Raw genomic sequence first — 13,952 nt, forward strand, 5'->3', positions numbered from 1 at the left:
ATAGGGAGTGGTGCTATTGTATGGTTGTACAAAATAATAAACGAAAAACAAAGCAAAGACGCTTACCAACGAGTAGTCTTTGCTTTTTTGTTTTTTATTTAAAAAATCTTTTCAACGCTATGGGAGGATAACACTATGAGATTAAAAGACACAGGATTAACGGTTCAAGACATCAAAGACAAAGTAAACAAGTACATGATCGAGACCTACGAGCGTTTCGATTTCCTTGCAGAAACCGCAGAGGGGATGTACATGTACGACGAAAACGGAACGCCGTATCTTGACTTTTACGCAGGAATCGCCGTAAACAACGCCGGAAACAGAAACCCGAAAGTTGTTGCAGCAGCAAAAGAGCAGCTCGACGATATCATGCATACCTTCAACTATCCATACACCATCCCGCAGGCACTGCTTGCTGAGAAAGTCTGCGAGACCATCGGCATGGACAAGATTTTCTATCAGAACTCCGGTACCGAGGCGAACGAGGCCATGATCAAAATGGCAAGAAAGTACGGCATCGAGAAATACGGCCCGAACCGTTACCACATCGTAACCGCAAAGATGGGCTTCCATGGAAGAACCTTCGGTGCCATGTCTGCAACCGGTCAGCCGGGCAACGGATGCCAGGTTGGATTCGGACCGATGACCTACGGATTCTCCTACGCACCGTACAATGATCTGCAGGCCTTCAAAGATGCATGTACCGAAAACACCATTGCCATCATGGTTGAGCCGGTACAGGGCGAAGGCGGTGTTCATCCGGCAACGAAAGAGTTCATGCAGGGACTCCGGAAGTTCTGTGATGAGAACGACATGCTGCTTCTGATTGATGAAGTACAGACCGGCTGGTGCAGAACCGGTGCGGTAATGTCTTACATGAATTACGGCATCAAACCGGATATCGTATCCATGGCAAAAGGTCTTGGCGGCGGAATGCCGATTGGCGCAATCTGCGCAACAGCTGAAGTAGCAAAAGCCTTTACCCCGGGATCTCACGGAACTACCTTCGGCGGCCATCCAGTCAGCTGTGCAGCAGCACTGGCAGAAGTCAACGAACTGATCGACCGCGACCTTGCCGGAAATGCAAAGAAAGTCGGTGATTACTTCGCAGAAAAATTAGCAAAACTGCCGCATGTCAAAGAAGTCAGACATCAGGGACTGCTGGTCGGCGTAGAGTTTGATGATACCATCAGCGGCGTAGAAGTCAAACATGGCTGCCTTGACCGCCATCTGCTGATCACCGCCATCGGAGCGCACATCATTCGTCTGATCCCTCCGCTTATCGTAACCGAGGAGGACTGCGACAAGGCAGTTGCTATCATCGAAGAAACCGTAAAAGCTCTGGAAAAATAAAGAATTCTTATAGAAACAAAGAAAATCTCATAGCGTGAAAAGAACAGGACAAGGACGTCAAAAAGCAAAGAACCATGCTTCGCCCCTGTCCTGTTTTTCTTTTCATTCTGTGAATCGGAAACAACAGGTAAAACAGAGAAATTAAATGTGAGAGGAAAACGGTATGGGACATCTGGTTATCACAATCGGCTGCGAGTACGGAGCCAAAGGAAATGCCATCGGCAGGAAAATTGCGGAGGATCTCGGAATTAAGTTCTACGACCGCGAACTGGTGGATCAGATTATTGAAGAAGTCGGAATTCCGAAAGACATCATGAACCGTGTAGAAGAGGGCGGTACGATTGCCGGAAAAGGAGCCGAGGGCGATGTCCGTGGATCCTTCTCCAAATATGCGGACCTGACCGAGCGTGCGATTCATGTACAGAAGCAGATCATCCGGAAACTGGCAGAAAAAGAGGCCTGCGTCATCATCGGACGATCCGCGGATTACATCTTAAAGGACAGCAAAGATATCAAGCTCCTCCGGGCTTTTATCTATGCACCGGATGAGATCCGCATTCAGAATATCATGAAGAGCCACAGCCTTTCCGAGAGCGATGCAAAAATTCTGCTGCTCGAGAAGGACAAACGGTATCACAAGCGTCATCTGGCGCTGACCGGCAGCAACCGCGGAGACCGGCACAACCGAGACATTCTGATCAACAGTGCATTCCTTGGTGTGGAGGGCACAGCGGAGTATCTCGAGGAACTGATTCAGAAGAAATACGGAAGCGGGGAGGAATAAGCCATGGAACAGAAAAAATCAGAATTTGACAAAGTATTAGGTGCATGGGATATTCTCGTCATCGCTTTCGGAGCCATGATCGGCTGGGGCTGGGTCGTATCCTCAGGAAGCTGGATTCAGAAGGGCGGCGTTGTCGGAGCTTCAATTGCGTTTGCGATCGGCGGTGTCATGATCTTCTTCATCGGACTGACTTACGCAGAACTGACTGCAGCGATGCCGCAGTGCGGCGGCGAGCATGTCTTCAGCTACAAGGCGATGGGCCCGAACGGTTCGTTCATCTGTACCTGGGCGATTATTTTAGGATACGTCAGTGTTACGTGTTTCGAGGCGTGCGCCTTCCCAACCATCATCACATATCTGTGGCCGGGATTCCTGAAAGGCTATATGTACAGCGTGGCAGGATTTGATATCTATGCTTCCTGGGTAGCCGTAGCCGTTATTGTAGCGTTCCTCATCACACTGATCAATGTGCTGGGCGCAAAAACAGCAGCCGTCCTGCAGACGGTCCTTACCTGTATCATCGGCGGCGCTGGTATCCTTCTGATTGTGGCATCCGTGATCAACGGAGATTCCAGCAATCTGCAGGGACAGATGTTCGTCGGCGAGAGCACCGGAACGATGTTCCAGAACATCATCAAAGTTGCTGTTGTTACCCCGTTCTTCTTCATCGGCTTTGACGTTATCCCGCAGGCAGCAGAGGAAATCAACGTTCCGTTAAAGAAAATCGGTAAAATGATGATTCTCTCCGTTGTACTCGCTGTTGTTTTCTATTCCTGTGTTATCCTGGCTGTCGGCTATGTGCTGAACCCGTCCGAAATCCTGAGCTCGGAAGCAGGAACCGGACTTGTCACAGCAGATGCGATGGCGAAAGCGTTCGGTACAGCGGTTATGGCAAAAGTCATCATCGTCGGCGGTATGTGCGGTATCATCACATCCTGGAACTCCTTTATGATCGGCGGTTCCCGTGCCCTGTACTCTATGGCTGAATCCTACATGATTCCGCCGATGTTCGCAAAGCTTCATCCGCAGCACAAAACTCCGATCAACGCCCTGTTCCTGATCGGCGCGCTGACTATGCTGGCTCCGTTTGCAGGACGAGGCATGATGGTGTGGATCTGTGATGCAGGTAACTTTGGATGCTGTCTTGCCTACTGTATGGTATCTCTTTCCTTCCTGATCCTGCGGAAGAAAGAACCGGATATGCCGCGTCCGTACCGTGTTCCGGCATACAAATTTGTTGGAACGATGGCGGTTCTGATGTCCGGATGCATGGTACTTGTTTACTGCATTCCTGGTTCCGGCGGAACACTGGTATGGCAGGAGTGGCTGATGGTAGGCGGCTGGAGCCTCCTCGGTGTTGTATTCTTTGCAGTCTGCAAGTTCAAATATAAAGAGAAGTTCGGCAGCCTGATCGAGCTGATCTCCGACGAGGACGCAGCGTCCCTGATGCCGGAGGCAGACGATGCGGAACTCGACGTTGTTATCGATGCAGCGATCGACCGTGTTCTTGCCAAAATGGCTGGCTGAAGCTGAGATAGGATAAAACAAAGCGTGTCGGAAAGAAAAATTTTCGGCACGCTTTCTGAAAGAAAGGGGAAAAATAAGATGAATCCATTCGAATTTTCGATTCCACAGAATATTATTGTCGGAGCAGGAACGCTTGCCAAACTGCCGGAGTGTGCCAAGAAGATGGGCGGAACCCATGCGATGATTCTTTCCGGTCCTACCCTGAAAAAAATGGGCGTTGTGGATAAAGCAGCGGACAGCCTGAAAGCGGCAGGCATCGCAGCCGATATTTTCACAGATATTGAGGTGAATCCGTCTGTGACGACAGTAGAAAAAGCAACCGAGAGCTATCTTGCTTCTGGCGCAGACTTTCTCGTAGCACTCGGCGGTGGTTCTCCGATGGATGTAGCAAAGGCCGTCGGTGTGACGGCAAAATACGGCGGAAGCATCACGGAATACGAAGGCGCACACAAAGTGCCGGGAAAAATTGTCCCGCTGATTGCCATTCCGACGACTGCGGGAACCGGCTCCGAGGTGACCGCATTTTCCGTGATCACCGACCACAGCAGAGATTACAAGCTGACCGTATTTAGCTATGAACTTCTTCCAGAGTACGCGATTCTCGATCCGGAACTTTTAACTTCCGCTCCGGCATCCGTTGCGGCAGCGTGCGGTATTGATGCCTTTATCCATGCGGAGGAGGCTTATATTTCCACAGCCGCATCTCCGTTCTCCGATGCCATGGCAGAAAAAGCGATGGAATTGATCGGTAAAAATATCCGCCGTTTCGTGGCGCGCAGAACCGATCTCGAAGCCGCAGAGGCGATGCTGACCGGTTCGCTGTTCGCGGGTATTGCATTTTCCTACGCAAGACTTGGAAATGTCCATGCAATGAGTCATCCTGTGAGCGCCTTCTTCGATGTGCCGCACGGCTTGGCAAATGCCGTTCTGCTTCCGGTCATCGCAGAGTACAATGCACTGGCAGACCATGGAAGATATTTGAAGATCTACAACTACATCAGCGAAATCCCGGCATACGCCGATGAATTTGAGCCGATGATGCTGGTCGGCGCGGTCCGCGAGCTGACCGCAGCCATCGGAATCCCGGCCAGCCTGACCGATGCGATCCGCCAGGCGGCAAAGGGAAAAGAAGTGACAGCAGAGGAGATCGAGAGCAAAATCGTGCCGATGGCGGTAGATGCGATGAAGAGCGGAAACATCGCCGTCAACCCGAGAGCGTCCCGTCAGCAGGACATCGAGGCGCTGTACCGGAAAGCACTGTAAGAGACAAGCTAATTTATAGAAGAAACCGTAAAGGGCGATGCTGTGAAAAGTATGTACAGCATCGTCCTTTTTCTGCTTGTCTTCCGAAAATATGTGCAGTAAAATAAATTTATCGTGCTGTTCTCATAAAACAGAACAGCGAGGGGTGGATTTTTTTATTAAATCTTACTATTGGAGGAAGCAAAACATGGAAAATAATGTATTGCAGCAATTAAAAGAAAATATCGCAAAGGTCATGATCGGAAACGAGCGCACGATCGAGCTTGTCCTGACCTGCCTTGTTGCCAAAGGTCATATCCTGCTCGAGGATGTCCCGGGAACAGGAAAAACGGTCATGGCGAAATCCCTTGCGAAATCCGTCGAGGCAGAGTTCGGCCGCATCCAGTTCACACCGGACTTACTGCCGTCCGATGTTACCGGTCTCAATTATTTTGATGCTAAAAGCGGAGAGTTCGTCTTTTCGAAAGGCCCTGCCTTCTGCAACATTCTGCTTGCCGATGAGATCAACCGTGCAACGCCGAAGACGCAGAGCAGCCTTCTCGAGTGCATGGCTGAGCGCCAGATCACCGTGGACGGTGTGACACGGCCGCTTGAGGAGCCGTTCCTCGTCATCGCCACGCAGAACCCGCTCGAGACGCTCGGAACCTTCCCGCTGCCGGAGGCGCAGATGGACCGTTTTTTAATGAAACTTTCGATGGAAGCATTAAGCCCGGCGGAAGAGACACAGATGATCGCCCGTTTTCTGACCGAGGAGCCGCTCGCCGAGCTGTCGTCCGTCTGCCAAAAAGAAGAAATCCGTGCCCTGCAGGAGGCGTGTAAAGAAGTCTACCTGCATCCGGAACTGGTACAGTATCTCGTCCACATCGTACAGGAGACGAGAGTCAACAGCAAATTTGCAAGCGGTGTGAGCCCGCGTGGAACACTCGCATTTTTACGTGCCGTACAGGGCCACGCGCTGGTGCAGGGACGAAACTACGTTGTGCCGGAGGACTTCAAGACCGTGGCTGTTCCGGTACTCGCACACCGTCTCACCATGCAGATCGGCGCAGACGACGGAAGAGCCGCAGAATCGGTGATCGAGGAAATTTTAAACCGCATCGGTCTGCCGACCGAAAACTGGTCAGGAAGGTAACGGACTATGCTTCTTTTATTACTATTTGGAATGGCGCTTGCCTGGTTTCTGCAGAAAAAGCTGTACCAGAAAAACTGGCAGAAAAATCTGAAAATCCAGGTCAGCTTCCAGGATTCTGCGATCTATGAGGGCGAGGAGAGTACGTTAAAAGAGGTCGTCGTAAACGACAAACTGCTGCCGATTCCGGCACTCGAGCTTGGCATTTCGATGAGCCGCAATCTGGAATTCGACCGCGAGGCAAAAGCAAACGCGAGCATCACCGACCAGAGCTACAAACGCGATGTCTTTTCGTTCCTGTTTCATCAGCAGGTCACGAGAACACTGCCGTTTCAGGCGAAAAAACGAGGATTCTACGAGATCACCGGTGCGCATGCCGTAGCGTACGATCTTTTTTTCCGGGAGGGTCTTTACAGCGATTACCCGCAGCAGACACAGATGTACGTTTACCCGCGCCAGGTCGATACTGCACGGATTCAGATGATCTGCCGTGCCGTGTCGGGCATGGTTCTGTCACGGAATCGCCTGTACGAGGACCCGTTTGAATTTTCCGGTATCCGCGATTACCGGAAAGAAGACCCGATGAACCGCATCAACTGGAAATCGTCGGCACGGATGGGAGATCTGATGGTCAATCAGTTTGACGCGACGACGAGCGTGGAAGTTACGGTGCTTCTCGATATCGAGGACGCCAACATTCTGCGCGAGGAAGCGCAGGTCGAGGAGAGCATCCGCATCACGTCTTCGCTTGCGGCGCGGATGGTGAAAAACAAGATGAATCTGTGGGTGAAGAGCAATGCGAAAGATGAGGAGACCGGCGAGGAGCTGCGTGTCCATCTGGCAGCGGGCGCCGGAAAAACAGCGGAGCTGAACCGGAAACTGGCGTGCGTGCAGCTTGGGGGCAATCTCACAGGCAGCGCGGAGTTTCTGCACAAAGAGGCGGAAAAAGAGCTCACCGGCCACACCTACGTTGTCGTATCCAAAAACAGAACCGATGAGGTCCGTGAGGCGCTTCATCTGCTCTCTGGTGCGCAGAACCAGGTTCTGTGGGTGATTCCGTATCTGCCGGGCGAAGAAGTTCCGTCGGAGCAGAACCGTGCGTACACCGCAATCGGCTGGGAGGTGAAACCATGGAAATAAAAAAGACACCGGTACAGATCCCGCTGACCTGGCTTCATGTCTGGCTTTTATTCGCCGGCATCTATGGCTTTGCCGCCGGTTTTCTGGAGCTGACGGGAAGGGAGGCGCTGTATTTCTGCGCCATATCCTTATTGCTGCTGATTCCGGCCGCTGCAAGCTGGATTCTGATCCGGAAAACGAAAGCACTCTGGCAGTTTCTGCTTGGCGGAATTGCGGTCTGCGCGGTGACGTATCTGGCAGCGAAATTTTTCTGTTCCCTGTTCAGTGTGCAGGCGGCAGCGGTAATTGAAGCGGCTGCGGCGGCAAACGATGGAAAAAACAAGTTTGAGAACGGTATTTCTCCTGCATTTCTGGAGAGCCTTTCCGGCGTGATGACGGGTCTTATGGCCGCTGTGATTTTCCTGATCCGCGGCTATGTCAGAATCCGCAAAGGCCAGTTAAAGAAAGCAGCGCAGGAACTGCCGGCCGGCTCAATGCCGCTGGCGGATATGGAAGCGTGGGAGATCCCGACGCTCCTCGATGAGCCAAAGCCCCTTCATTTTCTCTGGTTTATGATACAGTATGTGATCGGTGTGCTGATGAAAATGCCGTTCTACTGGCATCTGATCTACTGGTTTTTCTTTGCAGATGTATTCCTGTGCTTCTTCTGCCAGTACCTCGACGGCATGCACGGGTTCATCCGTGACCATCAGAAAATCGCCAATCTCCCGGTGGAGACGATGCAGCGGACGGGAAAACTGATCCTGAAAATTGCAGTACTCCTTCTGGTACTGTTCGTGCTCCCATCGGCGCTCTACGGAAAGGATCCGATTGCGGAGGCGATCGCAGGTTATGAGCCGAAAGAGCTGGAAAGCGATCTTACGATCGAAACACCGGAGGCCGAGACGCCGCAGGGCATGGAGCAGGCCGATCTGTCCGATATGCTGGGGGACAAAGAGTACAAACCGATGCCGCAGTGGATCCAGAATCTTTTTACGGCGGTCATGTATCTTGTGATGGTTGCCGTCGGAATCGCGGTTCTGCGGGCGATTTACCAGAGCGTAAAAAATGCGGGAAAAGCCTTCTCAGAGGATGAGGAGGACGAAGTTCTCTTCCTGCATCAGGGAAACGACGAACGGGAAAATCTGCCGTGGCGGCGGGAAAAGAAAGAGGGCTATCTCTCCCCGAATATGCGTATCCGCCGGCAGTATAAAAAAACGATCAAAAAAGCCGGAAAATACCAGCCGACCGGAGCCGAAACCCCGGCGGAGCTGGAAGAGAGAAACGAGCTTTCCGGCGACGGTATGAGACGGCTGCACGACGGCTATGAAAAAGCCCGTTACAGCCGCGAGGGCTGCACAAAAGAAGAGGCGGAAGCGCTGCGGAACTGATTTAAAACCAGTTCCCGGCAGCGGTCCACAGCCAATAGAGAAAGCCGAGCAGCCAGCTTGCAAAGACACCGTACAGAATGACAGGTCCGGCGATGGTGAAAATTTTCGCACCGATGCCGAAGACCTGTCCTTCTTTTTTATATTCAATCGCAGGAGCTGCAACCGAGTTGGCAAAGCCGGTGATCGGGACGAGCGCACCGCAGCCGGCAAAGGTGACGATTTTCTGATAGATGTTGAGGCCGGTTAAAATCACACTGCTAAGGATCAGAATCAGCGAGCACCAGGAGCCGGCGTCATCTTTGCTGAGCGAGAACTGCGTTTTGCCGATATGGAGCAGAATCTGCCCCACGACACAGATCAGACCGCCGACGATAAAGGCTTTTGCCATATTGCAGAAGAGATTCTGCTTTGGCGTCACCTCTTTGACAAACTGTTCGTATTCTTTTTTTGCCCGTTCACTTTTTAAACTCTGCATCACATCTTACCTCCAGTTCTTATTGAAATCCACTTGCAAAATAATAGAGAGAGCCCGCGATTTTCCCTGCCGCCATGCAGAGAATTACAAACGGCAGTCCGCGCGTCAGTCCGATCCGGCGGCAGAGGATCGAAAACAGGTTGACGACTTCGCCGAGCGCGATGATCCAGCTTCCCAGATAAATGCCCGCAAAAAGCCAGAACACACCGGCCGTCCAGGAGGGCAGGGAAAACGAGAAGGTGCCAAGCGAGAAAAGATCGCCGAACAGCGCCCCGGCCATACAGCAGCATTCGTAAAAACGCAGGCTCCCTGCTGTCTTTGTGATGCCGGCGTACCGTGTCACGATGCCAAGGCCGATCACAAGCGCGACAAGGCCGCTCGCGATGAAAAAGCCAAGGCTAAGACCGGCTGTGATCAGCAGGATCTCTGGCAGGATTCGCATGAAAAGCCTCCTTTCCTTTACCGGAGCGGTCGTTCTGTTCGATAATGGTCGTATCGATATCATCCTCGTAGACCCGCATTTCCACCTCGAGCGGCGTCGGGTCCTGCGTGAATTTCCGCCGTCCGAAATGGTTGAAATAGAGCACGACGCCAAGGCCGATGCCGATGGAATATGAAATTTCCAGCACCGAAAATCCGGGCGTCATCTGCGGGAGAAAACGGGTGTAAACATCCAAAAACAGCTCGCGGACGCCGATGTCGGTGTGGAAGGTCATAATGGAAAACGCAGTTCCGATAAACGTAAGGATGCCGACCAGAATCGTTTTGCACCAGCTGATCCAGGTGTTTTTCTGACGCGGATCCTCGTACGTTAAAATAAAATTCGGCTCGCCGATGTGGGTGACATCGACGTGCTCCTCGGCCTCCGTGACGAGGCGGACGAGGGTGGAGGCGGAGCAGACGTAGCGCCCGTATCCGTCATCGGGAAGATGCGCCACGCGGCGGACCTGATTGCGGGCGAGGACAGCGCCGTCTGAACAGGAAAGCTGCGCCACATCGCCGAGCGTCACGACGGGACTGGTGATTTTGATATTCCGCTCCGTCTGAAGATACAGCATTTCACTCATGAAAAACATTCCTCTAAAAGTTTCTGAAACAGGATTTTTGTGCTACAGCGTACAGAGTTCCCTAAAACAGGAAAATCATGCGTAAGAATGGAAAAAACGGAAATACTGAAGGTCAGAAATGGTAAGACGCAAAATAAGAAAACGGAGGAATTTGCCGATGAGACAGATGACAGGAAAGCAGAGCATCTCGTTTGCCAAAGCCGTCTATATCGAGGGCAGCGCGGCGATTGTAGGAGAAAAGGAAAAGGATGGACCGCTGGGCGAATACTTTTCGCACACGCTTTCGGACCCGATGTGCGGGCAGGAGAGCTGGGAGGAGGGCGAGAGTGAACTGCAGCTTGCCACCGCGAAGCTGGCAATGCAGAAAGCCAATGTGAGGCCGGAGCAGATCCGCATGATTTTTGCGGGCGATCTTCTGGCACAGTCAATCGCATCATCGTTCGGTCTGGTGGATCTGAACTGCCCGCTCTACGGCCTGTTCGGTGCCTGCTCGACGATGGGAGAGGCGCTTTCGCTTGGCGCGATGGCAGTCGCGGGAGGATACGGTGACCGGGTGCTGGCGGTGACATCGAGCCACTTTGGAACGGCGGAGAAGGAGTTCCGTTTTCCGCTCGCCTACGGAAACCAGCGCCCGCCGTCCGCGAGCTGGACGGTGACGGGAAGCGGCGCGTGTGTGCTTGGAAAAACGAAGAGCAGAGTGAAAATCACGGGCGCTACGACGGGAAAAATCATTGATTACGGGCTGAAAGACAACCAGAACATGGGCGCCTGCATGGCCCCCGCTGCGTGCGATACGATTGCACAGAATCTCGTCGATTTCAACCGGGAACCGGCCGATTACGACCGCATTGTGACGGGAGATCTCGGCGTTGTGGGGCGGGAAATTCTGCTGGAGCTGCTGAAGAAAAAAGGATACGATATCTCGGAACAGCACAGTGACTGCGGCATGCTGATCTTCGATCCGGCAAAACAGGACACCGGCGCGGGCGGAAGCGGCTGCGGCTGTGCGGCATCGGTGCTGGCGGAGTATCTGCTGCCGAAGCTGGAAAACGGAGAGTGGAAGAGGATTCTGTTTGTACCGACTGGTGCGCTGATGTCGAAGGTCAGCTTTCAGGAGGGCAGCAGCGTGCCTGGTATTGCACAGGCGGTTGTAATCGAGCGGGAGGAGGATGTGTAAAATGGGAACGTTTATGGAATATTTCAATGCCTTCTGGGTCGGCGGCCTCATTTGTGCCCTGTGCCAGATTCTGCTCGACCGCACGAAAATGCTGCCGGGAAGAATTATGGTAACGCTTGTGTGCACGGGCGCGGTGTTGAGCTTTATGGGACTCTACGATCCATTTGCAGAATACGCCGGGGCAGGCGCGTCGGTGCCGCTGCTCGGATTCGGGCATCTTTTGTTTCAGGGAGTAAAAGATGCCGTAAAAGAAAGCGGATTTTTAGGATTGTTCCAGGGCGGATTAAAGGCGGGGGCTGTCGGAACATCAGCGGCGTTGATTTTCGCGTATCTTGCAAGCTGGATTTTCCAGCCGAAGATGAAAAAATAGCAGGTGAAAAATTGCGCAGAAGCAGGCGGACTGATATAATAAAGAAAAATGCCGCAGAAAAAAGCAGAATCGCAGCGGCAGGACGAATACAGAAAAAAGCGGGTGTTTTGCGGAAAAAACATCAAAACACCCGCGACAGGAAGAAAGGAAGTCTGCAATGAAGACAAGAGAAGAAGCGCTATCCTATGGCCTTTCCTTCCCGGACACATATCAGGAAGCACCGTTCCACGATGACAACTGGCAGCTCATCCGCGTGAAAGGAAGCAAAAAGGCATTTCTGTGGGTCTATGAAAAGGACGGAATCATTCAGCTGAATGTAAAAGCAAACCCGGAATGGCGGGACTACTGGCGCGATGCATTCGCGTCAGTTATCCCGGGATATCATCAGAACAAAGAACATTGGAACACGATTCTCCTCGACGGAACCGTACCCGATGACGCTGTGCGTACCATGATCGCCGAGAGCTACGACATCATCACGGACAGCCCGACCAAAAGAATCTATGAGGCGGTAAAGCAGATTCCGCGCGGAAAAGTGGCGACATACGGCCAGATAGCAGCGCTTGCAGGCGAGCCGAAGATGGCGCGTGCCGTGGGAAACGCCTTACATAAAAACACAGATCCGGAGCACATTCCATGCTACCGTGTGGTAAACTCCAAAGGCGAACTGGCCGCGGAATTTGTCTTCGGCGGCGCCGGGAAACAGGCGGATATGCTGGAGGCAGACGGCATTGTGCTGGAAAACGGCCGCGTCAATTTAAAGAAGTACGGCATCAACGTGGAAGAGATGCTGGCACAGCGGGAGCTGGAGCAAAACTGAAAAAACAGGATGCACAAAACAGCGAAAGACCGGAACGGCAGAGGAAAATGTCCGTTTCGGTCTTTCATTATGTTTGGCTTATAAAATTAGAAAATACAATTATTTCGCATTGAATACATACTTATCCATACGGTCAAATGCCTCTTTCACAAGCACATGCGGCAGTGCCAGATTCAGGCGGATCGCATACGGTCTGTGGAACGGCCGTCCGTCCTGCCAGATCACGCCGACAGCAACACCGGCTTTCAGCAGTGTATCCATATCGGTATCATGCTCCTTGCACCACTCCTCGCAGTCGAGGTACAGCATGTACGTTCCTTCTGGTTTGGAAAGCTTCACGCCCTTGAAATGCTCGAGAATGTAGTTGTACGCATAATCCGCATTCGATTTCAGCACTTCGCGCAGTTCATCCACCCACTGGTATCCCTCCGGACGGTAAGCGCCGATCAGCGCATGAACAGAGAGTACGTTCGGAGAATTGTAGTGAGAAAGGGACGAAGCCTTCTCCACACGGTCGCGCAGCATGCGGTTGTAGATGATGTGGTAGGAGCCTACAAGGCCAGCCAGGTTAAAGGTCTTGGACGGTGCATAAAGTGCGATGGTGCGCTCGCGTGCATCCTTCGAAACGGACTGCGTTGGGATATGTTTGAAGCCCGGCAGTGTCAGGTCAGACCAGATCTCATCGGAGATGACAACGCATTCATTTGCTTTGTAAATTTCCATCGCCTTTTCAATTTCCTCGCGCTCCCAGACACGGCCTGTCGGGTTGTGCGGAGAGCAGAAAATCGCGAAATGAATGTTGTGTTCTTTTAACTTGCGGTCCATATCGGCGTAGTCCATACGCCATACGCCGTTCTCATCCTGAACAAGATCGGAGAGAACGATATTGCGTCCGCAGTTCTCAAGAACACCGGTAAAACCGATGTATGTCGGGGAATGCAGAAGAATGGATTCGCCCGGGGATGTAAAAGCGGCAGCAGCCGAAGCAACACAGCCGAGCACGCCGTTCTCATAGCCGATCGCCTCACGCGGCAGATCTTCCACACCGTTGCGCTCTTTCTGCCAGCGGATGATGCTGTCAAAATATGCATCCGGCAGATTAAAGTAGCCAAAATGCGGTTCGTTGACTCTCGCGTGAATTGCTTCCTGAATGGTCGGAAGAGACGGGAAGTTCATGTCGGCCACCCACATCGGGATGCGGGAGAAGCCCTCTTTGACTTCCGCACCCGGAATCGGGATCTGATCGACAGCGATCGAATCGTGGCCGCTGCGGTTCATCAGAGATGTAAAATCGTATTTCATTGGTAAAAACCCTCCTTTGTGTTTGCTGTGCTCTCGAAGTAAAACCAAAAGCACATGGAAAACCGGATGCAGCTTCCTTTCCTCGCTGAAAGAAAAACCTGCAGCCGGCTGAATACAAATATTATAACACGGAGGGGAATTTTCGTAAACAAAAGAATGCTTTATTCGGCACCAT

At 52.3% G+C, this 13,952-nt stretch carries 14 protein-coding genes; 10 read left to right on the top strand and 4 right to left on the bottom strand.

Translation table 11 applies throughout. The features are described from left to right. Positions 1 to 135 precede the first annotated feature (135 nt). The 7 genes from DWZ44_RS11610 to DWZ44_RS11640 all read left to right on the top strand — a co-directional run bounded on the left by DWZ44_RS11610 (position 136) and on the right by DWZ44_RS11640 (position 8,566). Complete coding sequence (locus tag DWZ44_RS11610) at positions 136 to 1,353, top strand: aspartate aminotransferase family protein (protein ID WP_117509834.1); 1,218 nt, start codon at positions 136 to 138, stop codon at positions 1,351 to 1,353. 163 nt (positions 1,354 to 1,516) lie between these two features. Beyond that, positions 1,517 to 2,137, top strand: coding sequence for a cytidylate kinase-like family protein (locus tag DWZ44_RS11615; protein ID WP_055219997.1), 621 nt, complete (start codon positions 1,517 to 1,519; stop codon positions 2,135 to 2,137). A 3-nt stretch (positions 2,138 to 2,140) separates the two neighbouring features. Then, positions 2,141 to 3,664, top strand: a complete 1,524-nt coding sequence (locus DWZ44_RS11620; RefSeq protein WP_055219995.1) for an APC family permease — start codon at positions 2,141 to 2,143, stop codon at positions 3,662 to 3,664. A gap of 78 nt (positions 3,665 to 3,742) precedes the next feature. After that, on the top strand, positions 3,743 to 4,927 hold the full coding sequence (locus DWZ44_RS11625) for an iron-containing alcohol dehydrogenase family protein (RefSeq protein ID WP_117804949.1): 1,185 nt from the start codon (positions 3,743 to 3,745) through the stop codon (positions 4,925 to 4,927). Positions 4,928 to 5,114: 187 nt separating this feature from the next. Beyond that, complete coding sequence (locus DWZ44_RS11630; RefSeq protein ID WP_117761619.1) at positions 5,115 to 6,059, top strand: AAA family ATPase; 945 nt, start codon at positions 5,115 to 5,117, stop codon at positions 6,057 to 6,059. Positions 6,060 to 6,065: 6 nt separating this feature from the next. Further along, positions 6,066 to 7,196, top strand: coding sequence for a DUF58 domain-containing protein (locus tag DWZ44_RS11635; RefSeq protein WP_022461768.1), 1,131 nt, complete (start codon positions 6,066 to 6,068; stop codon positions 7,194 to 7,196). Then, on the top strand, positions 7,187 to 8,566 hold the full coding sequence (locus DWZ44_RS11640) for a DUF4129 domain-containing protein (protein WP_117804921.1): 1,380 nt from the start codon (positions 7,187 to 7,189) through the stop codon (positions 8,564 to 8,566). The genes DWZ44_RS11635 and DWZ44_RS11640 overlap by 10 nt, the downstream gene beginning before the upstream one ends. A 1-nt stretch (position 8,567) precedes the next feature. On the opposite strand, the gene spoVAC is transcribed toward DWZ44_RS11640, so the two are convergent. Genes spoVAC through DWZ44_RS11655 form a run of 3 tightly spaced genes read right to left on the bottom strand, consistent with a single transcriptional unit; the run spans position 8,568 to position 10,108 of the window. Further along, positions 8,568 to 9,041: a stage V sporulation protein AC gene (gene spoVAC, locus DWZ44_RS11645; RefSeq protein ID WP_022461770.1), complete on the bottom strand. Its 474-nt coding sequence runs from the start codon at positions 9,039 to 9,041 to the stop codon at positions 8,568 to 8,570. Positions 9,042 to 9,060: 19 nt separating this feature from the next. Continuing rightward, a complete protein-coding gene (locus tag DWZ44_RS11650; RefSeq protein ID WP_191901198.1) occupies positions 9,061 to 9,483 on the bottom strand; it encodes a stage V sporulation protein AB in 423 nt (140 codons plus the stop codon). Next, the gene (locus DWZ44_RS11655) at positions 9,440 to 10,108 is read right to left on the bottom strand and encodes a stage V sporulation protein AA (RefSeq protein ID WP_055219984.1); all 669 of its coding nucleotides are present in this window, start codon (positions 10,106 to 10,108) and stop codon (positions 9,440 to 9,442) included. The genes DWZ44_RS11650 and DWZ44_RS11655 overlap by 44 nt, the downstream gene beginning before the upstream one ends. 157 nt (positions 10,109 to 10,265) lie before the next feature. Between DWZ44_RS11655 and spoVAD the strand changes: the two genes are divergently transcribed. The 3 genes from spoVAD (at position 10,266) to DWZ44_RS11670 (ending at position 12,475) form a co-directional block, all read left to right on the top strand. After that, positions 10,266 to 11,285 (top strand): stage V sporulation protein AD, encoded by a 1,020-nt coding sequence (gene spoVAD, locus DWZ44_RS11660; protein WP_055219982.1) that lies wholly within the window; start codon positions 10,266 to 10,268, stop codon positions 11,283 to 11,285. A gap of 13 nt (positions 11,286 to 11,298) precedes the next feature. After that, positions 11,299 to 11,655: a SpoVA/SpoVAEb family sporulation membrane protein gene (locus DWZ44_RS11665; protein WP_117761653.1), complete on the top strand. Its 357-nt coding sequence runs from the start codon at positions 11,299 to 11,301 to the stop codon at positions 11,653 to 11,655. Between the two features lie 157 nt (positions 11,656 to 11,812). Next, positions 11,813 to 12,475 (top strand): methylated-DNA--[protein]-cysteine S-methyltransferase, encoded by a 663-nt coding sequence (locus tag DWZ44_RS11670; protein ID WP_055220159.1) that lies wholly within the window; start codon positions 11,813 to 11,815, stop codon positions 12,473 to 12,475. A gap of 99 nt (positions 12,476 to 12,574) precedes the next feature. Here the strand turns inward: DWZ44_RS11670 and DWZ44_RS11675 are convergent, their stop codons facing one another. After that, positions 12,575 to 13,777 (bottom strand): MalY/PatB family protein, encoded by a 1,203-nt coding sequence (locus tag DWZ44_RS11675; protein ID WP_055219980.1) that lies wholly within the window; start codon positions 13,775 to 13,777, stop codon positions 12,575 to 12,577. Between the last annotated feature and the right edge of the window lie 175 nt (positions 13,778 to 13,952).

The organism is Blautia sp. AF32-4BH, from assembly GCF_003460565.1.
Taxonomy (GTDB): domain Bacteria; phylum Bacillota; class Clostridia; order Lachnospirales; family Lachnospiraceae; genus Fusicatenibacter; species Fusicatenibacter saccharivorans.

Bases quoted from the DNA above. Each gene is read 5' to 3' on its own strand.
- spoVAC (WP_022461770.1), bottom strand. From the start codon at position 9,041: ATGCAGAGTTTAAAAAGTGAACGGGCAAAAAAAGAATACGAACAGTTT.
- spoVAD (WP_055219982.1), top strand. From the start codon at position 10,266: ATGAGACAGATGACAGGAAAGCAGAGCATCTCGTTTGCCAAAGCCGTC.
- DWZ44_RS11640 (WP_117804921.1), top strand. From the start codon at position 7,187: ATGGAAATAAAAAAGACACCGGTACAGATCCCGCTGACCTGGCTTCAT.
- DWZ44_RS11635 (WP_022461768.1), top strand. From the start codon at position 6,066: ATGCTTCTTTTATTACTATTTGGAATGGCGCTTGCCTGGTTTCTGCAG.
- DWZ44_RS11625 (WP_117804949.1), top strand. From the start codon at position 3,743: ATGAATCCATTCGAATTTTCGATTCCACAGAATATTATTGTCGGAGCA.
- DWZ44_RS11655 (WP_055219984.1), bottom strand. From the start codon at position 10,108: ATGAGTGAAATGCTGTATCTTCAGACGGAGCGGAATATCAAAATCACC.
- DWZ44_RS11610 (WP_117509834.1), top strand. From the start codon at position 136: ATGAGATTAAAAGACACAGGATTAACGGTTCAAGACATCAAAGACAAA.
- DWZ44_RS11665 (WP_117761653.1), top strand. From the start codon at position 11,299: ATGGAATATTTCAATGCCTTCTGGGTCGGCGGCCTCATTTGTGCCCTG.
- DWZ44_RS11615 (WP_055219997.1), top strand. From the start codon at position 1,517: ATGGGACATCTGGTTATCACAATCGGCTGCGAGTACGGAGCCAAAGGA.
- DWZ44_RS11630 (WP_117761619.1), top strand. From the start codon at position 5,115: ATGGAAAATAATGTATTGCAGCAATTAAAAGAAAATATCGCAAAGGTC.
- DWZ44_RS11650 (WP_191901198.1), bottom strand. From the start codon at position 9,483: ATGCGAATCCTGCCAGAGATCCTGCTGATCACAGCCGGTCTTAGCCTT.
- DWZ44_RS11620 (WP_055219995.1), top strand. From the start codon at position 2,141: ATGGAACAGAAAAAATCAGAATTTGACAAAGTATTAGGTGCATGGGAT.
- DWZ44_RS11675 (WP_055219980.1), bottom strand. From the start codon at position 13,777: ATGAAATACGATTTTACATCTCTGATGAACCGCAGCGGCCACGATTCG.
- DWZ44_RS11670 (WP_055220159.1), top strand. From the start codon at position 11,813: ATGAAGACAAGAGAAGAAGCGCTATCCTATGGCCTTTCCTTCCCGGAC.